The 22,143-nt window shown below is 70.9% G+C and carries 15 protein-coding genes, 1 tRNA gene and 1 pseudogene; 1 reads left to right on the top strand and 16 read right to left on the bottom strand.

Features of this window, described 5'->3' with window-relative positions; genetic code table 11:
• Positions 1-296 precede the first annotated feature (296 nt).
• From OG293_RS15930 to OG293_RS15980, 11 genes are all read right to left on the bottom strand, one after another.
• Positions 297-370 (bottom strand) — tRNA-Thr (locus tag OG293_RS15930).
• Between the two features lie 109 nt (positions 371-479).
• Positions 480-2,015: an alpha/beta hydrolase gene (locus OG293_RS15935; RefSeq protein WP_405999455.1), complete on the bottom strand. Its 1,536-nt coding sequence runs from the start codon at positions 2,013-2,015 to the stop codon at positions 480-482.
• A gap of 85 nt (positions 2,016-2,100) precedes the next feature.
• A complete protein-coding gene (locus OG293_RS15940) occupies positions 2,101-3,306 on the bottom strand; it encodes a DNA polymerase III subunit delta' (protein ID WP_405999456.1) in 1,206 nt (401 codons plus the stop codon).
• A gap of 299 nt (positions 3,307-3,605) precedes the next feature.
• Positions 3,606-6,782, bottom strand: coding sequence for a dTMP kinase (gene tmk, locus OG293_RS15945; protein WP_405999457.1), 3,177 nt, complete (start codon positions 6,780-6,782; stop codon positions 3,606-3,608).
• Positions 6,783-7,112: 330 nt separating this feature from the next.
• The gene (gene topA / locus OG293_RS15950; protein ID WP_405999458.1) at positions 7,113-9,947 is read right to left on the bottom strand and encodes a type I DNA topoisomerase; all 2,835 of its coding nucleotides are present in this window, start codon (positions 9,945-9,947) and stop codon (positions 7,113-7,115) included.
• A gap of 213 nt (positions 9,948-10,160) precedes the next feature.
• Positions 10,161-10,358 (bottom strand): hypothetical protein, encoded by a 198-nt coding sequence (locus OG293_RS15955; RefSeq protein ID WP_405999459.1) that lies wholly within the window; start codon positions 10,356-10,358, stop codon positions 10,161-10,163.
• A gap of 210 nt (positions 10,359-10,568) precedes the next feature.
• On the bottom strand, positions 10,569-12,080 hold the full coding sequence (locus OG293_RS15960) for a methyltransferase (RefSeq protein ID WP_405999460.1): 1,512 nt from the start codon (positions 12,078-12,080) through the stop codon (positions 10,569-10,571).
• Between the two features lie 113 nt (positions 12,081-12,193).
• On the bottom strand, positions 12,194-12,883 hold the full coding sequence (locus tag OG293_RS15965; RefSeq protein ID WP_405999461.1) for a small secreted protein: 690 nt from the start codon (positions 12,881-12,883) through the stop codon (positions 12,194-12,196).
• Positions 12,884-13,070: 187 nt separating this feature from the next.
• Entirely contained in the window at positions 13,071-15,476 is a 2,406-nt protein-coding gene (locus tag OG293_RS15970; protein ID WP_405999462.1) for a sodium-translocating pyrophosphatase, read from the bottom strand.
• A 273-nt stretch (positions 15,477-15,749) separates the two neighbouring features.
• Complete coding sequence (locus OG293_RS15975; protein WP_405999463.1) at positions 15,750-16,196, bottom strand: ATP-binding protein; 447 nt, start codon at positions 16,194-16,196, stop codon at positions 15,750-15,752.
• A 92-nt stretch (positions 16,197-16,288) separates the two neighbouring features.
• Positions 16,289-16,642, bottom strand: coding sequence for an STAS domain-containing protein (locus OG293_RS15980; RefSeq protein WP_003967428.1), 354 nt, complete (start codon positions 16,640-16,642; stop codon positions 16,289-16,291).
• A gap of 79 nt (positions 16,643-16,721) precedes the next feature.
• Between OG293_RS15980 and OG293_RS15985 the strand changes: the two genes are divergently transcribed.
• Positions 16,722-19,304 (top strand): DEAD/DEAH box helicase, encoded by a 2,583-nt coding sequence (locus tag OG293_RS15985; protein ID WP_405999464.1) that lies wholly within the window; start codon positions 16,722-16,724, stop codon positions 19,302-19,304.
• A gap of 40 nt (positions 19,305-19,344) precedes the next feature.
• Here the strand turns inward: OG293_RS15985 and OG293_RS15990 are convergent.
• The 5 genes and pseudogenes from OG293_RS15990 to OG293_RS16010 form a co-directional block, all read right to left on the bottom strand.
• Positions 19,345-19,719, bottom strand: a pseudogene (locus OG293_RS15990) (Rv3654c family TadE-like protein); the annotation flags it as partial.
• On the bottom strand, positions 19,607-20,107 hold the full coding sequence (locus OG293_RS15995) for a TadE family type IV pilus minor pilin (protein WP_405999465.1): 501 nt from the start codon (positions 20,105-20,107) through the stop codon (positions 19,607-19,609). The gene OG293_RS15995 and the pseudogene OG293_RS15990, both read right to left, overlap by 113 nt.
• A 103-nt stretch (positions 20,108-20,210) precedes the next feature.
• On the bottom strand, positions 20,211-20,411 hold the full coding sequence (locus OG293_RS16000; protein WP_406003609.1) for a DUF4244 domain-containing protein: 201 nt from the start codon (positions 20,409-20,411) through the stop codon (positions 20,211-20,213).
• A 93-nt stretch (positions 20,412-20,504) separates the two neighbouring features.
• On the bottom strand, positions 20,505-21,275 hold the full coding sequence (locus OG293_RS16005) for a type II secretion system F family protein (protein WP_405999466.1): 771 nt from the start codon (positions 21,273-21,275) through the stop codon (positions 20,505-20,507).
• Positions 21,272-22,114, bottom strand: a complete 843-nt coding sequence (locus OG293_RS16010; RefSeq protein WP_406003610.1) for a type II secretion system F family protein — start codon at positions 22,112-22,114, stop codon at positions 21,272-21,274. Before OG293_RS16010 ends, OG293_RS16005 begins: the two co-directional genes overlap by 4 nt.
• Between the last annotated feature and the right edge of the window lie 29 nt (positions 22,115-22,143).

Raw genomic sequence — 22,143 nt, forward strand, 5'->3', positions numbered from 1 at the left:
GGTCGCCGGGGCCTCCCGGCACACAACGGCCTAACTCGAGTCCCGCGACGCTCCCAGCCGCGACGAAACCGTCATGAGCGGTCTGCTGATGCCATCTGCACGGCGGCGGCTGGCACTTGACCTGCCGCTCCCAAAACCGCATCCGGTGATCGTTCCGCGCCGCGTCCCCGGTACGTCCCCGGAAGACACGCATCGCTCACTCAAGAGGCTCTGTGACCTCACAGCCACAAGCTCCCGAAGATCACGAAAAAGCAAAAGCCCCAGGTCACGGCGAGTGAGTCCCGGGGCTTCCACAGAGCCGCCTTCGGGATTCGAACCCGAGACCTACGCATTACGAGTGCGTTGCTCTGGCCAACTGAGCTAAGGCGGCAAGCTGCGGATACACGTGTCTTCGCGAAGACACGTTCGCATCAGCAGCGGCGCCAAGTCTACAGGGTTGATTCGGGTGCCCCGAACCAACCCTGTGGGCCGGTCGGCGGTCAGCTGCAGCGCTTGTTCTCCGGCGGAACCGTGCCTTCCAGGAGGTAGGTGTTGATCGCCGTGTCGATGCAGTCGCTGCCGCGGCCGTACGCCGTGTGGCCGTCGCCCTCGTATGTCAGCAGGCGACCGGAGGACAGCTGCCCGGCCAGGCCCTGCGCCCACTTGTACGGGGTGGCCGGGTCCCGGGTGGTGCCGACGACCACGACAGGGGCCGCGCCGTTCGCCTCGATGGGGTGGGGCTTGCCCGTGGCCGGGGTGGGCCAGTACGCGCAGTTCAGCGAGGCCCACGCGAAGCCCTTGCCGAAGACCGGGGATGCCTTCTCGAAGTCCGGGAGCGCGGACTCGACCGCCTTCGGGTCGCTGAAGGCGGGCGGCAGATCGAGGCAGTTCACGGCCGCGTTGGCGAACATCAGGTTCGCGAAGGCCCCGTCGCTGTCACGCTCGTAGTAACTGTCGGCCAGCGCGAGCAGGGACGCGCCGTCCCCCGCCATGGCATCGGTGAGGGCCTGGCGCAGCTGGGGCCAGGCTGCCTCGTCGTACATCGCGGCGATCACTCCCGTCGTCGCCAGCGACTCGCCGAGCTCGCGGCTCTCGCCGGTCTCGACGGGCTTGGCGTCGAGCCGGGCGAAGAATGCCTTGAGCCGCCTGGAGGCGTCCGCCGCCGACGTGGTGCCGAGCGGGCAGTCCTTGCGCTTGACGCAGTCGGCGGCGAAGGACTGGAACGCGGTCTCGAAGCCCCCCGTCTGGTCGCGGTTCATCTGCCGGGAGGGCAGCGACGGGTCCATCGCGCCGTCGAGCACGAGGCGGCCGACCCGTTCGGGGAACAGCTCGGCGTAGGTCGCGCCGAGGAAGGTGCCGTACGAGGCGCCGACGTACGACAGCTTCTCGTCGCCCAGCACGGCGCGCAGGATGTCCATGTCACGGGCCGCTTCGACGGTGGAGACATGGGGCAGGATCTCGCCGGAACGCTTCTCGCAGCCTTTCGCGAAGTCCTTCAGCGACGCGGCGAGGCGGGACTTCTCCCCGGCGTCGTCGGGGGTCTGGTCGACCTGGGTGTACTCGTCCATCTCCTTGCCCGTGAGGCAGGTCACGGGCTCACTGCGGGCCACGCCACGCGGGTCGACGGCGACCATGTCGTACCGGGCGCGGACGGGGGCGGGGTAGCCGATGCCCGCGTACCCCTGGAGGTAGTCGACGGCCGAACCGCCGGGGCCACCGGGGTTGACCTGCAGCGTTCCGAGGCGCTTGCCGGGGCCGGTGGCCTTCTTCCGGGCGACGGCCAGCTTGATGGAGTCGCCGGCGGGCTCCGCGTAGTCCAGCGGAGCCTTCATCGTGGCGCAGTCGAAACCGGAGACACCGCAGGGACGCCACTTCAGCTGCTGTTCGTAGTACGGCCTGAGCGCGTCGGACGGCGCGGTCCCGCCGCCCGCCGCGGATGCGCTCGGCGACGAACTCCCGCTGGTACAGCCGGAGATCATCAGGGCGGCCGTGACCAGCGCGAGAGCGGACGTACGGAACAGGCGCCTGGTGTCCATCCTGGGAGCGTAGCCGCAGGGTGCGGGCCCCTGCCTTTCCGCGCCCTTACGGGTGAACCGGTCAACGAGAGAGCGGCCCCGCGGCTCAGCCGGCGCGCAGGGCGACCGCCATCGCTTCGACGGCCAGCAGCGGCGCCACATTGCTGTCCAGCGCCTGACGGCAGGCGAACACCGCCTCTATCCGGCGCAGGGTGCCCTCGGCGGTCGAGGAGCGCGCGATCCGGTCGAGGGAGTCCCGCACGTCGACATTGGCGAGCGCGACCTCCGAGCCCATCTGGAGGGCGAGCACATCGCGGTAGAAGCCGGTCAGATCGGTGAGCGCGAGATCCAGGGTGTCCCGCTGCGTACGCGTCTTGCGGCGCTTCTGTCTGTCCTCCAGCTCCTTCATCACGCCTGCGGTCCCCCGCGGCATCCGCCCGCCCGCCGATGCGCCGAGGGCCGCCCTCATGTCCTCGGTCTCCTTGACGTCGACCTCATCCGCGACCTGCTTGGCGTCCTCCGCGGCGGCGTCGATCAGCTCCTGGGCCGCCTTGAGGCAGCCGCCGATGTCCTCGACGCGCAGCGGCAGCTTCAGCACGGTGGCGCGGCGGGCCCGGGCCCGCTCATCGGTCGCGAGCCGCCGGGCCCGGCCGATGTGTCCCTGGGTGGCCCTGGCTGCGGACATGGCGACGTCGGGCTCGATGCCGTCCCGCCGGACCAGTACGTCGGCGACGGCGGAGACGGGTGGTGTACGGAGGGTGAGGTGACGGCAGCGGGAACGGATCGTGGGGAGCACGTCCTCGATGGACGGCGCGCAGAGCAGCCATACCGTGCGGGCGGCGGGCTCCTCGACGGCCTTGAGCAGTACATTGCCCGCGCCTTCGGTGAGGCGGTCGGCATCCTCCAGGATGATCACCTGCCAGCGGCCGCCGGCCGGGGAGAGCTGGGCCCGGCGGACGAGTTCGCGGGTGTCCTTGACGCCGATGGACAAGAGGTCGGTGCGGACCACTTCCACGTCGGCGTGCGTACCGACGAGGCTGGTGTGACAGCCGTCGCAGAAGCCACAGCCCGGCTCGCCGCCGAGGGCCCGGTCGGGACCGGTGCACTGCAGAGCCGCGGCGAACGCCCGGGCGGCGGTGGACCGCCCCGACCCGGGAGGCCCGGTGAACAGCCAGGCATGCGTCATCTTGGACGCGTCCGGGGCACGCTCACCGCGGGCCTCGGCGGTGACACGGGCGTCGGCGTCGCGCGCGGCGGCGGAGAGCTGCGTGTGGAGGCGCTCCTGGCCGACGACGTCGTCCCATACGGCCATGGGGCGTCACCCGCCTTTCTTGCTGTGGGGTCTCCATTGTGGGGGAGGGGTCTGACAGTGGGGTGCGCTGCGGGAGTGTTCCCCACAGCCCGGCCCTTCCCCGGGCGCCGAATGCAGGGCGCGGCCCGCAGGGCAGCACCCGACACCTGGCAGTGCGGCGGCTTCGCAGCGCCGGCCGGACCCGCACCTCGTACGCACGTGGGCCTGCGCCCCCGTGCCCCGGCCGGGGAGGCGCAGGCCCGGAGCGGGCCCGGACGGTCACCGACACCGCGGCGGGCGACCCAAGGGGGCCGGCCCCGTCAGCGCCTGTCGTCCTCGTCGCGCTGCCCCAGCAGTTCGTCCGCGAGCGTCGGGAGGTCGTCCAGCGGCGTCTCCTCCGCCCAGTCGGAGCGGCGGCGTGGGCGGCCCGACTCCGGGTCCACCTGGGGAAGTTCCCGGGTCCGTTCGTTCGGCCTGTCGGGGGACCCCGCACCCTTCCCGTCCCGGAAGATGCCCGGCGGCACCCGGTCCGCAGGATCAGCCGATCCTCCGTCCCGTACCGGAGGCAGCACGGCCGTCTCATCGGCCTCCCGCACCGGCGGAAGGACCGTCGTCTCGTCCACGTCCTTCACCGGAGGCAGTACAGCCGTCTCATCGACCTCCCGCACCGGCGGAAGCACCGCCGTCTCGTCCGCCGGAGCCGCCGTCGGCTTCGCCTTCGGGACCTCCTGCGTCACCTCGTCCGGCGGCGTCACCACGGGCGTAGGCACCGTCAAAGCGTCAGCCCCCGCCCCAGGTCCAGCCGGTGTGGAGGGAGCCGGGCCGGACGAAACCGGTGCCGAGGGAGCCGAAGCCGCCTCGGACGCCGCGGCCGAAGCCGCCGCCTCCGCCTCCGCGACCCGCCGCGCCTCCTCCGCCCTCAGCAGCGCCTCCTCGGCCTTCCGCTGCTTCTCAAGACGCCGTTCCTCCGCCTCGGCCCGCAGCCGGGCCTCCTCCGCCGCTTGCCGGCGCAACCGCTCCTGGTCCTCCCGGTGCGCCTTCTCCTCGGCCAGCCGCCGCGCCCGCTCCGCCTCGGCGAGCCGCCGCGCTTCCTCGGCCCGCTGCCGGGCCTCCTCCGCCTGCCGTTCGGCCTCGCGCTGCCGCGCCTCCTCCAGCTCGCGGCGCTTGCGCTCCTCCTCCTCGGCGCGGAGCTTGGCGAGCTGTTCCTGCCGCTCGCGCTCCAGCCGTTCTTCCTCCGCCTTGCGCGCGGCCTCTTCCTCCGCCTTGCGCCTGGCTTCCTCCTCGGCCGCCTTGCGCGCCTCCGCCTGTGCCTTCACCTCGGCCTCGGACAGGGGAAGCATCTGGTCGAGGCGGTGCCGTACCACCGTCGTGACGGCCTCCGGCTCCTGCCCCGCGTCGACCACCAGGTAGCGGCCCGGGTCCGCCGCCGCGAGGGTCAGGAAGCCGGCCCGCACCCGCTGGTGGAATTCCGCGGGTTCCGACTCCAGCCGGTCCGGCGCCTCCGTGAAGCGCTCCCGCGCCGCCTCCGGCGAGACGTCCAGCAGCACCGTCAGATGCGGTACGAGTCCGTCCGTCGCCCACCGCGAGATACGGGCGATCTCGGTCGGCGACAGATCACGCCCAGCGCCCTGATAGGCGACCGACGAGTCGATGTACCGGTCGGAGATGACGATCGCGCCGCGCTCCAGCGCCGGCCGTACGACCGATCCGACATGCTCCGCGCGGTCCGCCGCGTACAGCAGGGCCTCGGCGCGGTTGGAGAGCCCCGCCGACGAGACATCGAGCAGGATCGACCGCAGCCGCTTCCCGATGGGCGTGGCGCCGGGCTCGCGCGTGACCACGACCTCGTGGCCCTTCGCCCGGATCCACTGCGCGAGCGCCTCGACCTGCGTGGACTTCCCGGCCCCGTCCCCGCCCTCCATGGCGATGAAGAATCCGGTCGGGGACGGTGCCTGCGCCGGGTCCGCCCCGCGTCGCAGCGCGTCGCCCAGGTCACGCCGCAGCGGCACGCCTGCCCGGTCGTCCGTCTTCGCGAGCACGATCGCGGCCACGGGCAGCAGCAGCGCCCCGACGAGCATCAGCGTGAAGGCGGCACCGCCGTGCGCGAACACGAAGTCCCCGCTCGCGAGCCGGTGCGGCCCGATGGCCGCGGCGAGCAGCGGCGCCGCGATCGCGCCGACGGCGATGGAGACCCGTACGACCGCCTGGAGGTGTTCGGTGATCCGCGGCCGTCGGAAGTCCTCGGCCTCCTGGTCGATCAGCGCATGCCCGGTGGCTGCGGCGACGCCCGCCGCGAAACCGGCGAGCAGCGCGATGAACAGCACGCTCGCCGTGTCGGGCACGAGGCCCATGGCGAGCAGGGCGATACCGGTGACCGTGAGCGCGAGGGTGAGGAGCCGGCGGCGCGACAGCGAGGGCAGTACGGAACCGGCACCACGGATACCGAGTCCGGTGCCGCCCGTCAGCGCGAGCACGAGCAGCGCGAAGGCGGCGGGCCCGCCGCCCAGGTCGAAGGCGTGCAGGACGCAGACGGCCACCGCGGACGCGATCGCACCCGCGACCGCCGCACAGGCAAGGACGAAGTGCGGTATGGCGCCCGTACGCCCGTTGTCCGGGCCATTCCCGGTGGACGGACGGCGCAGCCCCTCCAGGGGCGAGCGCGGCCGGGGCGTCTGGGATCCGGGCAGTTCCACGAAGTACAGCGTCGAGACCGACGCGGCGAAGAGACCGGCAGCGACATACGACCCGAGGGCCGCCTGGTGCAGTGAGAACCAGTCGATGCCCGAGCCGAGGAGGTTGCCGACCAGCGTGGCCGCCAGCAGGACCGCGGCCCCAGCGGGGATGACGGCGAAGCCGGTACGCAGCCAGAGCCGCCGTAGCGCGTCAATGTGGTCCGGCAGCGGACGTACGGTCGCGCCCTCCAGCGGCGGCGCGGGCAGCAGCGCGGGCGCGGCGCCGTCGCGGGCGACGGTCCAGAAACGCTCGGCGCCGCCCATGACGAAGGTGGTGATCAGCAGGATCGCCGTGGCGTTGTCCGGCGTCCAGTCGATCCACAGCGGCGCGACGACGAGCAGCGCGAGCCGCAGGCCGTCCGCGCCGATCATGGTCCAGCGCCGGTCGAGGGGCCCCTTGGAGGCGGTGAGAGTCGTCAGGGGGCCGAGGAGTACCGCTCCGAAGAGAAGCGTGGCGACCACCCGCGCACCGAGCACGGCGGCGACGGAAAAGGCCGCCCCGCGGTATCCGGCCCCGAAGGTACCCGCGACGACGGCTGCCTGGAGCGTGAGCAGCAGAAGCACAAGGACGGCAAGGGAGTCACCGATCCCGCCCGCCACCTGGGCGTTCCACAACCGCCTCAGCGAAGGAACGCGCAGCAGGGCGCGTAGCGCGCGCTCGCGGGAATCCGCGGCAAGTGCCTCGGAAGCGTCGGAGTCTGAGGCAGTCTCTGAGGCGGTGCTCACGACCGTCTGCTGCTCGGCTGGCTGCTCGGCTCGCGTCATCCGCCCAGCCTATCCGGAGCGCTGTGCTCCCTGGAGGCCTGCCCGAACATACGGGCGCTTTGCGCGGAGAGTGGGAAACGTCCCCCCGTACACAGCGCCCGTACGAAATCCGACGACACGTCCGACGACACGTCCGACGGTCAGCAATCGACGCCCCTCCGTCGGCGGCTCGTGGTCCCGCCGGCCGTCGGCCCGGCCGACCGATCGCGTCCGGCCTGCACGACTACCGGCCCACGCGAGCACCCGACGGACTTCGTGAGCACCGGACCGGCCGCCCTCGGCTACGCGAGCACCGGTCCCAGCCGCACGACGATCCACCCGCGGGAGGGTCTACTCGTCCGACGGAGCCGCCGAGGCCTTCGCCGACGCCGTCGTCGTCTTCTTGGCCGCGGCCGCCGTCTTCTTGGCCGCGGTCTTCTTCGCCACCGTCTTCTTCGCAGCGGTCTTCGTCGCTGCGGCCTTCTTGGCCGGCGCCTTCTTGGCTGGCGCCTTCTTCGCCGTCTTCTTGGCGGGCCCCTTGGCGCGCTTCTCGGCGAGGAGCTCGTAGCCGCGCTCCGGCGTGATGTCCTCGACGCTGTCTCCCGTGCGCAGCGTCGCATTCGTCTCGCCGTCGGTGACGTACGGACCGAACCGGCCGTCCTTGACCACCACGGGCCGCTCGCTGACCGGGTCCGTGCCCAGTTCCTTCAGCGGGGGCTTGGCCGCGGCCCGCCCGCGCTGCTTGGGCTGAGAGTAGATCGCCAGCGCCTCTTCGAGTGTGATGTTGAAGAGCTGGTCCTCGGTCTCCAGGGAGCGCGAGTCCGTGCCCTTCTTCAGATATGGGCCGTAGCGGCCGTTCTGCGCGGTGATCTCGACGCCTTCCGCGTCCGTGCCCACCACCCGCGGCAGGGACATCAGCTTCAGCGCGTCCTGGAGCGTGACCGTGTCCAGCTCCATCGACTTGAAGAGCGAGGCAGTGCGCGGCTTGACCGCGTTCTTGCCGGTCTTCGGGGTGCCCTCGGGCAGGATCTCGGTGACGTACGGGCCGTAGCGGCCGTCCTTCGCGACGATCTGGTTGCCGCTCACGGGATCCGCGCCCAGCTCGAAGTCGCCGCTGGGCTTGGCCAGCAGCTCCTCCGCGTACTCCACGGTGAGCTCGTCCGGAGCGAGGTCGTCCATGACGTCGGCGCGCTGGTGGCCTTCCGCGTCCTTCTCGCCTCGCTCGATGTACGGCCCGTACCGGCCGACGCGCAGCACGATTCCGCTGCCGACGGGGAAGCTGGAGATCTCACGGGCGTCGATCGCGCCGAGGTCCGTCACCAGTTCCTTGAGGCCGCCGAGGTGGTCCCCGTCGCCGTTGCCCACGCCGGAGGCCGCGCCCGCGTCGTCACCCTCGCCGAAGTAGAAACGCCTCAGCCACGGCACGGCCTGCGCCTCGCCCCTGGCGATGCGGTCGAGGTCGTCCTCCATCCTGGCGGTGAAGTCGTAGTCGACGAGCCGGCCGAAGTGCTTCTCCAGCAGATTGACCACGGCGAAGCTGAGGAAGGAGGGGACGAGCGCCGTCCCCTTCTTGAAGACATAGCCGCGGTCGAGGATGGTGCCGATGATCGACGCGTAGGTCGACGGGCGGCCGATCTCGCGCTCTTCCAGCTCCTTGACCAGCGAGGCTTCGGTGTAACGGGCCGGCGGCTTGGTCGCGTGGCCGTCCACCGAGATCTCCTCGGCCGACAGCGCGTCGCCCTCGGAGACCTGCGGCAGGCGCCGCTCGCGGTCGTCCAGCTCGGCGTTCGGGTCGTCGGCGCCTTCCACGTACGCCTTCATGAAGCCGTGGAAGGTGATCGTCTTACCGGACGCGGTGAACTCGGCGTCGCGGCCGTCGGAGGCTCGGCCGCCGATCCGGACGGTGACGCTGTTGCCGACCGCGTCCTTCATCTGGGAGGCGACGGTCCGCTTCCAGATCAGCTCGTAGAGCCTGAACTGGTCGCCGGTCAGACCGGTCTCGGCCGGAGTGCGGAAACGATCGCCCGAAGGACGGATCGCCTCGTGCGCCTCCTGCGCGTTCTTGACCTTGCCGGCGTACACCCGCGGCTTCTCGGGCAGATAGTTGGCACCGTACAGCTGCGTGACCTGCGCCCTGGCCGCCGAGACGGCGGTGTCGGAGAGCGTCGTGGAGTCGGTACGCATATAGGTGATGAAGCCGTTCTCGTACAGCTTCTGCGCGACCTGCATGGTGGCCTTGGCCCCGAAGCCCAGCTTGCGGGAGGCCTCCTGCTGAAGGGTGGTCGTACGGAACGGTGCGTACGGCGAGCGGCGGTACGGCTTCGACTCGACCGAGCGGACGGCGAACGACGCATCGGCCAGCGCGGCGGCGAGGGCACGGGCGTTCGTCTCGTCGAGATGGAGCACCTGGTCGGACTTGAGCCGGCCGTCGGCGCCGAAGTCGCGGCCTTGGGCCACGCGCCGTCCGTCGACGGTGTTCAGGCGGGCCGAGAGGGTCGACGGGTCGGAGGCGTCGCCGGCGCGGCCGGTGGAGAAGGTGCCGGTCAGGTCCCAGTACTCGGCGGATCGGAACGCGATGCGCTCACGCTCCCGCTCGACGACGAGTCGGGTGGCGACGGACTGCACACGGCCGGCCGACAGCCGGGGCATGACCTTCTTCCACAGGACCGGCGAGACCTCGTAGCCGTAGAGACGGTCGAGGATCCGGCGGGTCTCCTGGGCGTCGACCATGCGCTGGTTCAGTTCGCGCGGGTTGGCGACGGCATCGCGGATCGCGTCCTTGGTGATCTCATGGAAGACCATCCGGTGGACGGGGACCTTGGGCTTGAGGACCTCCAGCAGGTGCCAGGCGATGGCCTCGCCCTCGCGGTCCTCATCGGTGGCGAGATAGAGCTCGTCGGATTCGGCGAGCTGCTCCTTGAGCTTTCTGACCTGGGCCTTCTTGTCGGCGTTGACGACATAGATCGGCTGGAAGTCATGCTCGACGTCGACACCGAGGCGGCGCACCTCGCCGGTGTACTTCTCGGGCACCTCGGCGGCGCCGTTCGGGAGGTCGCGGATGTGCCCGACGCTCGCCTCGACGACATAGCCGGGGCCGAGGTAGCCCTTGATCGTCTTCGCCTTGGCAGGCGACTCGACGATCACGAGTCGGCGGCCGCCCTGTGCGGTCTCGCTGGTCGGGGACAACTTCGCTCTTCTCTCCGGTCGACGCTCTCTGGGCGCTCACGGCGGTGTGGCACTGGGTGCGGCACTGCTGTGACGCTGCTGTCGCTGCGGAGTGTGACGGTACAACCCGCCCCCGTGTCAAACGGCAAAAGCCCGCAACGGCCACTCGAACGGTAACCCGAGTCCGGCCGTTCCTGCCGCCCGGACCGGCACGACGGCGCTTCGCTCCCCAGATCAGACGCGGCCGAAGCACCAGACGCCGAGGGCGAGGGACGCCGCGCCGAAGATCGTCGCGAGCCCGGCGGCCGTGGCGGGACTCACTCCGTGGGCGACCGGTGCGCGATGCCGCAGACGCACTCCCGTCCACAGCAGCAGCCCGGCCCCGAACAGCGTGAATGCCGTCCCTGCGAAGATCGCCGGCCCACTCTCCATGCCCGCACCCGGTCCTTCCCTGACGCCGAGGTCTCCAGGAGGCCGAGGCTGGCACTTCCGGGCGACATGGATGCGAAATCCGGGTGAACGCCGCGTGGGTCCACCCGGCCGGTGGCGGTCCTGGCGCCGAGCGGACAGGGCGGCGCGACCTCCGGAGAGCGCCGCTCCTCTTCTTCTGGACGCTTCGTTTCGATGTTGGCCGGTTTCACCTCATGGACGCACAGGTTCCAGAAAGCCCTCCTCCACCAGCAGCCGCAGCGCCTGAGGGGTCCGGTCGCGGAGCACCACCGGGTCCTCGTCGAGCAGCTGGGCGATCGCGTCCAGGATCCGGCCCGCGCTCAGCGTCCCGTCGCACACCCCGGCGAAGCCCGCGCCGACCGTGTCGACCTTCGTCGCGCGCCGCATTCCGCGGTTCTGACGCAGCACCACATGTTCCGGGTCCTCGGCGCCGGGCAGCCCGACCTGCTCCTGCACGATCTCCGCGGCCAGTGTGAAGTGGCCGGCGAGCAGAGCTGCGTCGTCGTGTGTCCGCAGATAGTCCTGGCGCGCGAAGTGCGCCTGAACGCTTGCCCCGAGCGGCTGCTCGACAGGGTGGGGCCATTCCTCGGCGACGATCGACGGGCGCTCGGAACCGGACTTTCTGAGCGTGATCCAGCCGAAGCCGACGGCCTTGGTCTTCTGGGCCTCGAACTCGTCCAGCCACGCGTCGTACCGCTCGGCGTACGCGGCGGGGTCGCCGTGGTGGTCGCCGCTGTCCCGCAGCCACAACTCGGCGTACTGCGTGACGTCCTGCACCTCGCGCTGGACGATCCAGGCGTCACAGCCGCGCGGCACCCAGGAGCGCAGCCGCTCCTGCCATTCCTCCCCCTCCACGTGCTGCCAGTTGGCGAGGAACTGGGCGTATCCCCCGTCGTTCAGCCTGTCCCCGGCCTGCTGGACGAGCGATCGGCACAGGTCGTCCCCGCCCATCCCGCCGTCCCGGTAGGTCAGCCGGGCGCCCGGAGAGATCACGAAGGGAGGGTTGGACACGATCAGGTCGTACGTGTCCTGGCGGACCGGCTCGAAGAGCGAACCCTCGCGCAGATCGGCCTCGGGGGCGCCGGAGAGAGCGAGGGTGAGCCGCACGAAGTGCAGGGCGCGCGGATTCAGATCGGTGGCCGTGACGCGGGTCGCGTGCTGTGCGGCGTGCAGCGCCTGGATGCCGGAACCGGTGCCGAGGTCGAGCGCGGAGGAGACCGGTGTACGAACGGTGATCCCGGCGAGCGTGGTGGACGCCCCGCCGACGCCGAGGACGACTCCTTCGCCGTGGCCGCTCGCACCTCCCGCGCCGCCGACCGCGCAGCCCAGGTCGGAGACGATGAACCAGTCCTGCCCTTGTGGACCGCCGTACGGCCGCACGTCCACCGTGGCCCGCACATCGTCGCCGTCCCGCACGACCCAGCCGTCGGCCAGGCACTCCTCGAGCGGCAGGGCTGCCCCTGCCCGCTCATACGCGACGGGCCGCTGGAGCAGGAAGAGCCGCACGAGCACGTCGAGCACGCCGTCCCCGCGGGTGGCGCGCAGGGCGGGCACGGTCTCGCTGCGGGCGAGGGCGGCATAGGCGGGCGCGCCGAGCAGGTCGAGCAGCCCGTCGGCGGTGAAGGCGGCGGCGAGGAGGGCCTCACGCAGCCGGGGCGAGTGGTCGGGCGACGGAAGGCCTGAGGCAAGGCTGGTCGTACTCACCCGCCCATTGTGGCGGCCACCACTGACACATGCCGCACGGCGGAGGCGAGCTCCTCGCCTCCGCCGTGCGGAACTGCCTGCCAGACCTCGTTGTCTCTACGGCCGGCCCTCGGTCATCCCTCGTCCGACGCGCTCTCCGAGGCCTTTGCGGATGTCTTGGCGGAGGCCTTGCCCGAAGCCTTCGGGGAGGGCGATGCCGACGGCTTCCCGGATGCGGACGGGTCGGCCGAGTCCGACGCGCCGGCCGCGGGGGCCGACACCTTCGCCGTCTGGCAGCCGGGCTCCTTCGCCATTGCCTTGCCCAGGTCGCCCGACTGCAGCCTCTTCAGCGCGTCCTGGTCCATCGTCTCGATCTTCTTCAGCCCCTCCGCGACGCCCTGCAGACCGTCCGCGAACTTCTGCTGGTTCTTGGCGTTGAGCCCGTCGATCTGCTTCTTCAGGTCGAGGTACGCCGTGGCGGTGGCGGTGAGCTCGTTGACCGCGTCCGTCTGGAGCTTCGCGCCGTCGTCGCCGGGGGGCGTGCCGGCTCCCTTGACGGCGGTGGCGAGCGCCTTGTCCGCGTCGGCGATGTCCTGGAACGCCTTGGAGTCGGCGGCCTGGATGTCGGCCGGCTTGCCGTCCGCTGCGGTCGAGATGATGGTCTGCTGGGCGTTGGCCCTCTTCTGGATCTGCGGCTGCGCCTGGTCGCAGACCTTCTTGGCCCACGCATTCGCCTTGCCGTCGCTGTCGTCGCTGCTGCACCCGGACAGCGCCAGTACCAGTACCGCACCGCCGGACAGTGCGGCCGCAAGCTTCTTGTTCACCGGATTGGTCCCTTCCAAGGCTCTCGGCCCCGGAACATACACGCCATGTGGGCGACAACCGCATGCCGTACGTCCGATACGTTACCTATTGAAGCCATTTGCACCAAGAGAGACAAGGCTCACGACGGCACACAAAGGGGCGGACGGCACGCCAATGCGCGCCGCCCGCCCGCCTTTTGAGCAGATGTTACGAAACCACCGCCGGATCAGGTGACTTCGCACTCCGCTCCGCGTGGTTTCCCTCGTCGCCCACAGCGATGCCGCGACGCTTTGAGATGTACACGGCACCAATGATCACGAGCATGGCGAGGATCGCCACCAGCGACCGCACCCCGGCGTTCGCGTCGTCGCCGTAGCTGAACTGGACCACCGCGGGCGCGATCAGCAGCGCCACCAGGTTCATCACCTTCAGCAAGGGGTTGATCGCGGGTCCGGCGGTGTCCTTGAAGGGGTCGCCGACCGTGTCGCCGATGACCGTGGCGGCGTGGGCCTCGCTGCCCTTGCCGCCGTGGTGACCGTCCTCGACGAGCTTCTTGGCGTTGTCCCACGCACCTCCGGAGTTGGCGAGGAAGACGGCCATCAGCGTGCCGGTGCCGATCGCACCGGCGAGGAAGGAGCCGAGGGCTCCCACGCCGAGCGAGAAGCCGACGGCGATCGGGGTCAGTACGGCGAGCAGCCCCGGTGTGGCCAGCTCGCGCAACGCGTCCTTGGTGCAGATGTCGACGACGCGCCCGTACTCCGGCTGCTCGGTGTAGTCCATGATCCCCGGGTGCTCGCGGAACTGGCGCCGCACCTCGTAGACCACCGCGCCCGCCGAGCGGGAGACCGCGTTGATCGCCAGCCCCGAAAAGAGGAAGACGACCGCGGCTCCGAGGATGAGGCCCACCAGGTTGTTGGGCTGCGAGATGTCCATCACGAGGTTCATCGGAGCGCCGTCGCCGACCTTCTCGCCGACGTCCCGCGCCGCGGTCGCGATGGCGTCCCGGTACGAACCGAAGAGCGCCGACGCGGCCAGCACGGCCGTGGCGATGGCGATTCCCTTGGTGATGGCCTTCGTGGTGTTGCCGACCGCGTCGAGGTCGGTGAGGACCTGTGCGCCCGCGCCCGTGACGTCGCCGGACATCTCGGCGATGCCCTGGGCGTTGTCGGATACGGGTCCGAACGTGTCCATGGCGACGATGACGCCGACCGTGGTGAGCAGGCCGGTGCCGGCCAGCGCCACGGCGAAGAGGGCGAGCATGATCGACGTACCGCCGAGCAGGAACGCCCCGTACACACCGAGACCGATCAACAGCGCGGTGTAGACGGCGGATTCCAGACCGATCGAGATACCCGCCAGTACGACCGTCGCGGGCCCGGTCAGCGAGGACTTGCCGATGTCCCGCACGGGACGCCGGTTGGTCTCGGTGAAGTACCCGGTCAGCTGCTGGATCAGGGCCGCCAGCACGATGCCGATGCCGACGGCGACGAGCGCGAGAATCCGCGGGTCCCCGTCGTGGAACTTGACCGCGGCCTCGGTGACGCCGTCCAACTCGGCGTACGACGACGGCAGATAGATGAAGACCGCCGCCGCCACCAGGCCGAGCGAGATCAGCGCGGAGATGAAGAATCCACGGTTGATGGCAGACATCCCGCTGCGGTCGGCGCGCCGCGGGGCGACCGCGAAGATGCCGATCATCGCGGTGACCACGCCGATCGCCGGGACGATCAGCGGAAAAGCGAGCCCGGCGTCGCCGAATGCCGCCTTGCCGAGGATGAGGGCCGCGACGAGCGTGACGGCGTACGACTCGAAGAGGTCGGCCGCCATACCGGCGCAGTCACCGACGTTGTCGCCCACGTTGTCGGCGATGGTGGCGGCGTTGCGCGGGTCGTCCTCGGGGATGCCCTGCTCGACCTTGCCGACGAGGTCGGCGCCGACGTCCGCGGCCTTGGTGAAGATGCCGCCGCCGACACGCATGAACATGGCGATCAGCGCGGCGCCGAGGCCGAAGCCCTCCAGCACCTTGGGCGCGTCGGCCGCGTAGACGAGTACGACGCAGGAGGCACCCAGCAGGCCGAGGCCCACCGTGAACATGCCGACCACGCCGCCCGTCCGGAAAGCGATCTTCATGGCCTTGTGCGAGACGGCCGTCAGATCCTTTTCCGGTTCCCCCTCCGCCGGTGTCGCCTCACGCGCGGCCGCGGCCACGCGCACATTCGCCTGCACGGCAAGGCGCATGCCGATGTATCCGGTGGCCGCCGAGAAGATGGCACCCACCAGGAAGAACACCGAACGTCCGCCACGCTGTGACCAGTCGTCGGCCGGAAGAAGCATCAGCAGGAAGAACACCACGACGGCGAAGACGCCGAGGGTGCGCAACTGCCGTCCTAGATAGGCATTCGCGCCCTCCTGCACGGCTGCCGCGATCTTCTTCATTGAATCGGTGCCCTCGCCGGCGGCCAGTACCTGGCGCACCAGCACCTGGGCCACGACGAGTGCCGCCACCGCGACAGCGGCGATGACAATAATGATCAGCCGGTTGTCGTCTGTGAGTACCGCGGCTGCGAGAGAAGTGGGGTGGTCGGTCAGTTCTGGGTTGAAGAGCCCCGCCATTCGTCCTCCTTGACGCTCAGAGCTCAAGATGTGGACGGATTGTAGGGAGCGGAACCTGATCAAAACAGGGCGCGACAAATGGAATTGACCTTCAGTTGCTACTCAGCAAATGATCGGGTTCCGAAACTGACCCCGAAAGAAGTAATGGGGCAAAGGCATTGACGCTTGATCAATGATCTAGAGAAATGGGAAAAGGCCCTGCTCAGCAGGGCCTTTTCCCATAAAAACGATCAACGGACCCGGCAACCCGGTGCCTACGCCGATCATCCAGAGTCAGGACTCGACGGCGACGGGCGTGGCCGGCCAACTCATCCGGATAACGCCCCCCTCGTCGGTTGCCGAGACCTCCACGTCGTCGACGAGACCGCTGATGACCGCGAGGCCCATCTCGTCCTCGCCCTCGGCATCCGAGTCCTCGTCGCCCCCGGCGCGCGCGCCGGATGCCCCGGAGGACCCGTCCGCACCGACCGTGGGGACCTCGTCCCCGACCTCGATGGAGAAGGTCTTCTCCTCGTCCGACAGCACGACCTTGACGGGGGCCGTGATGCCATGGCTGCGGTGCAGCCCGACAGCACGGCTGCACGCCTCGCCGACCGCGAGGCGGACCTCGTCCAGCACGGCCTCGTCGACCCCGGCCCGGCGAGCCACGGCAGCGGCCACCAGACGGGCGGTCCTGACATGTTCAGGCTGGGCGCTGAAGCGGAGTTCAACGGTGGCCATTCGATCCCCCTCGGACGTACGGGCGTGCATCTCAGGGGCCCGGGCTGGATGCCCGGTACCCCTCGCTTCTTCCGGCAGTCTCCGGCCGACCGTCAGTCGGTGGCCGCGACAGCTTCGTCGACCGTGGTGTGGATCGGAAACACCTTGGTCAGACCCGTGATCCGGAAGATCTTGAGAATGCGCTCCTGGTTACAGACCAGGCGCAGCGAGCCTTCGTGCGCACGCACACGCTTCAGGCCACCCACGAGCACGCCGAGGCCGGTGGAGTCGAGGAAGTCCACGCCCTCCATGTCGACAACCAGGTGGTAGCTGCCGTCGTTCACCAACTCGACCAACTGCTCGCGCAGCTTGGGCGCGGTATACACATCAATCTCGCCACCGACCTCGACGACCGTACGGTCGCCACCAGGGCCGGACACATTGCGAGTCGACAGGGACAGGTCCACGGATCCTCCAGCACCTTGCTATCGAGCGGCCGCCCCCTGAGGTCTCCCCGGCGGAGCCGGAGGACGGTCGCCAGCCGCGATGGCATTCAATCACTTACCAGCAGCCATGCACGACGCCTTGGGACCATTGTCCGTCACGCCGGTGACACACTCGGTGCCGATGGCCAAGAATCACCGTCCCAGACGACCACCCGAGAGCGGGGAAACCCGCCCCTCCCCCGGTACGGTCCTCGACCGGCTCACCGCGGGGGCGAGCCGTGCTGCGCGCATCACTCATACGGAGCACTTGCCCCCAAGGCCCGGTCGGCATGCAGTCTGGCCCGACCGCATCCGCCCAGAAGTGATCAACGCCATCCAGCAGGCAGGCATCGACCACCCGTGGGCCCACCAGGCGACCGCCGCGGAGTACGCCCTGGACGGCGAATCCGTGGTGATCTCCACCGGCACCGCCTCGGGCAAGTCGCTCGCCTACCTCGCACCGGTCCTCAGCACCCTTCTCGACGGCGCCGAGGCCCCGAACGGACGGGGCGCGACCGCCCTCTACCTCGCCCCGACCAAAGCACTGGCCGCCGACCAGTGCCGTGCCGTCAAAGAACTCGCCTCGCCGCTCGGCAACCGGGTGCGCCCGGCCGTCTACGACGGCGACACCCCCGTCGAGGAACGCGAGTGGGTCCGGCAGTACGCCACGTACGTCTTGACCAACCCCGACATGCTCCACCGGGGCATCCTTCCCTCACACCCCCGCTGGTCCTCCTTCCTCCGCTCCCTGCGCTACGTCGTGATCGACGAGTGCCACACCTACCGGGGCGTCTTCGGATCCCACGTGGCCCAGGTGCTGCGCCGCCTTCGCCGTCTATGCGCCCGCTACGGTGCGAACCCCGTCTTCCTGCTCGCCTCCGCGACCGCCGCGGAACCCTCCCAGGCAGCCGGCCGGCTCACCGGACTGCCCGTCCGGGAAGTCTCCGACGACGCCTCCCCGCGCGGCGAGCTCGTCTTCGCGCTCTGGGAGCCGCCGCTCACCGAGCTGCGCGGCGAGAAGGGCGCCCCCGTACGTCGTACGGCCACCGCCGAGACCGCCGACCTCCTGACCGACCTGACCGTCCAGGGCGTCCGCTCGGTCGCCTTCGTACGCTCCCGCCGTGGCGCGGAGCTCATCTCCGTCATCGCCAAGGAACGCCTGGCGGAGGTGGACCGCTCACTGCCACAGCGGGTCGCCGCCTACCGGGGCGGCTATCTCCCCGAGGAGCGGCGCGCCCTGGAGCGGGCTCTGCACTCCGGCGAGCTCCTCGGCCTGGCCGCCACCACCGCCCTGGAGCTCGGCGTCGATGTCTCGGGCCTCGACGCCGTGGTCATTGCCGGCTACCCCGGGACCCGGGCGTCGCTGTGGCAGCAGGCGGGCCGCGCGGGCCGCGCGGGCCAGGGTGCCCTGGCCGTGCTCGTCGCCCGCGACGATCCGCTGGACACATTCCTCGTGCACCATCCCGAGGCCCTGTTCCGCCAGCCGGTGGAGTCCACGGTCCTCGACCCTGACAATCCCTACGTCCTCGCCCCCCATCTGTGCGCAGCAGCGGCCGAGCTCCCCCTCACGGACACCGACCTCGAACTCTTCGGCCCGGCGACCGCCGATCTCATGCCCCAGCTGGAGGCGGCGAAGCTGCTCCGGCGCCGGTCGTCGGGCTGGCACTGGACCCGCCGGGAACGGGCCGCCGACCTCACCGACATCCGGGGCGAGGGCGGCCGCCCCGTCCAGATCGTCGAGGCGGCCACCGGCCGGCTCCTGGGCACCGTCGACGAGTCCGCTGCCCACACAGCGGTCCACGACGGGGCCGTCCACCTCCACCAGGGCCGCACGTACCTGGTCAAACACCTGGACCTGGAGGACTCGGCCGCCCTCGTCGAGGAGGCCGACCCGCCGTATTCCACCACCGCGCGGGACACCACCTCCATCTCCGTCCTCGAAACCGACACCGAGATCCCGTGGGGCGCAGGACGCCTCTGCTACGGCTCCGTCGAGGTCACCAACCAGGTCGTCTCCTTCCTGCGCCGCAAGCTCATCACCGGTGAGGTGCTCGGCGAGACCAAACTCGATCTGCCGCCGCGCACGCTGCGCACCCGCGCCGTGTGGTGGACGGTCACGGAGGACCAGCTGGATGCGGCCCGGGTGAACCCGGAGCAGCTGGGAGGCGCCCTGCACGCCGCCGAGCACGCCTCCATCGGGATGCTGCCGCTCTTCGCCACCTGCGACCGCTGGGACATCGGCGGCGTCTCCGTGCCCCTGCATCCGGACACGCTGCTGCCGACGGTCTTCGTGTACGACGGCCACCCGGGTGGCGCGGGCTTCGCGGAACGCGCCTTCCACACCGCCCGTGAGTGGCTCACGGCCACCCGCGAGGCCATCGCCTCCTGCGAGTGCGAGGCGGGCTGCCCGTCCTGCATCCAGTCCCCGAAGTGCGGCAACGGCAACGACCCACTGCACAAGCGCGGGGCGGTACGTCTCCTCACGGAACTGCTCCGGGGAGCTCCGGGGAGTCCGGAGGCGGGTACGGAGGCCGGGACGGGTCCGGGCGTCGGGGCAGACGCACCAGGTCCGGGGGCGGGGGCAGACGCGGATGAGACGCAGCCTGTGGGCCGGGAGGAGCCTGCGGGCCCGCCCGGGACCTGACCTCAGGGTCATACGGACCGAAGCGGGACCGCGCCGTCACGTCGGCGATCTCCCCCCTCACCGCGCACCGCACCACCGCCGCGCCCTGTGCCTGTGCCACCTCGGCCGCCTCCTCACAGGCCAAGGCCTCCCCCTGAAGGGCTCGGTCCGCGGCTGCCAGCGCGGCGAGATCGGCGGCGGAGCCCGCCCGGTGTCGGGCGACCACGGCCTGCCCCATGGCGAGGAAAACGGAGAACACGGCACAGAGCACGGTCATCGCCATCGCCACCCACACCGTCGCCGAACCGCGGTCCTCGCGCTCCCTATTCATGACCCGTTTCATGACTCGCCCGCCGCGTTTCATGTCCCGCCCTCCCGTTGGGCCGATCGGGTGAATCTCCCGCGGTCTGCGGGTCGGAGGTGGCGCTTGGGCCATCGGAGGGAACGGGGAGGCCGGTCGGGTCGTGCGCGGTCCCCGCCTCCGGATCCGGTTCGGCGCCGTCCTCGCCCACCGTGTCCTCCGCGAGCGCAGCCGCCTGCGCGCTCAGGGTCAGGGTCATGGCCCCCGGCCCCGGGGCTTTCGCCTCGACCCGGACGCGCCACAGGTCGCCCGCCCGCCCCAGCGTGACCCGGGCGCCGCCGGGAGCTGCCGCGCGGGCGGCTGCGAGCGCGGCGGCTCGTGGTTCGGATCTGGCCGCCGCCCGCGCGCCTGCCCGCGCCGCGTCCACACACCGGATCTGCGCGGACGCCGCCATGAGCGCCCAGACGAGGGCCAGGGCGAAGACCACCAGGGCGGGCACAGCGACGGCCGCTTCCGCCGTCACGGATCCCCTGTCGCGCCCCTGGCCGCCCGCCTGGCCACACCTCCGGCCGAGCGGCTGCCCACGCTGCCGGCCGGGTGGCCGGACACGTACCGCGTTCCCCTCCTCAGAACTGCGCATCGAGCGCCTTCCCGATCACCGACTGGAGCGCCTCCGAGACGGTCGCGCTGGTGACGACCTTGTACAGAACCGCCGCGAAGGCACACGCGGCGATCGTCCCCATCGCGTACTCGGACGTGGTCATGCCCGAGTCCTTGTGCCAAGTGCCCGCCAGCCTGCGAACCCGGCTCCGTGCCCATCCCCGCATCTGATTCCACATGTCAACCCCCTAGAGATCTTGTTCAGTCGGCGAGCCGAACCGCTCCTGTGCAGCGTTCCCGCACCACATCCATGGACCGGCTCAGCTGCCTTTCAGCAGTCCGTCCGCCAGGCCGATCACGACCGGTGCCACTCCCACCGCCAGGAAGGCGGGCAGGAAGCACAGCCCCACCGGGGCAGTCATCAGGACCTGCGCCTTATGGCCCCTGGCCGCGGCCGCCCGCGCGCCTTCCGCACGGAAGCGCTCGGCGAGGCGGGACACCGGCTCCGCAGCCGGCGCCCCCGTGGAATCGGCCCGCTCCAGACAGCGGGCCAACGCCTCCGCGCCCGGTATCCGGCCGAACCACCCCCAGGCCGCCGCCGGTTCGCCACCGAGCCGCAGCTCGGCCGCCACCCGTGCCAGCCGCTCGCCGATCGGTCCGCCCAGTGACTCCCCGACCGCCTCGGCCGCCTCTCGCGGACCCGCCCCTGCTGAGATGCAGGCCGCCAGAAGGTCGGCAGCCAGAGGAAGTTGGCGTCGCGTATCCCGGTCGTTGACGCCCGCGGCGGGTTTACGGCGCTGCTGCCAGTGCCGTACGCCATAGGCCCCACCGAGCCCGACAGCGCATCCGACCACCCCGCCGACAAGGACCCAGCCGGTGATCACGGCTGCCGACGGAGCCGCCCACTGCCGGGCCCGTGCCCCGAACTCCGGCTGCCACCGCCGCCGTTCGCGTTCTACCGCCAGCAGCGCTTCGATCCTCCTGCGAACCTTGCGCTCGCGCCGTCGCCCCGAAACGGTGAAGACCACCAGAACCAGGATGGACACCACCCCCGCGGCTGCCCCCAGCCTGTGGACAACGTTCCCCGTCATCGTGCGTCCCCCTCGCGTACGATCCGACCGGCCCAGTAAAGGCCCGCGGTCTCCAGCAGGCCCCCGACCACCAGGCACATCAAGCCGGCCGGAGTGTGCAGCAGGATCCGCAAAGGCTCGGCGCCCATCGCCCAGCCCATCCCCAGACCCGCCAGTGGAAGCAGTGCCAGCAGCACGATCGTCGATCGCGCCCCCGTCAACTGGCTCCGCAGGTCCGCTCTTTGGTCCCGATCCGCCCGAAGGGCCGCTTCCAGTCGGTCGAGTCCGGCAGCCAGCCCCGCTCCGCTGTCCACCGACACACGCCAGCACGCTGCGACTCCCGCCAGGCCGTCCGCGCCCGGCTCGCGTGCTGCTTCCCGCAGGGCTTGGGGCACATCACCGCCGAATCGGGCCGCCGCCAGCACCGCGGCCTCCGCGCCACCCAGCACATTCGTGGACCTGGCGGCGAACAGCAGCGCCTGACCGGGCTGAAGCCCCGCCCTCAGCTCGCCCGCGACCGCTCCGCACAAGGTGATCACTTCCTCGGCCCGCCGCTCCTGCTCCCGGCCCAGCTCCCGGGCCCTCAGCCGCCGTCTCACCAGCGGCACCGCCACCGCCCCGGCGATCACCGGCAGCACTGACTCCCCGAGGACAGCGACGACCAGGGCCACCGGCAGGCACAGCCACTCCCGCCGCATCCGGAGCACGGGCAGAAGACGCACACGGCCCACGGGCAGCAGCCGCCTCCACGACCACCAAGGAGGGACTCTCACCACGCCGCCGCCCGCCAGCAGCAGTCGCGCCCGCTTGAGCCCCTGGTCCCGACCGGCCGCCAGCCACGCAGCCGCCCATGCGCACATCGCGGCCGCGTACGCCGGCTCGCCGACGA

It is taken from the genome of Streptomyces sp. NBC_00829, from assembly GCF_045161795.1.
Taxonomy (GTDB): Bacteria; Actinomycetota; Actinomycetes; order Streptomycetales; family Streptomycetaceae; genus Streptomyces.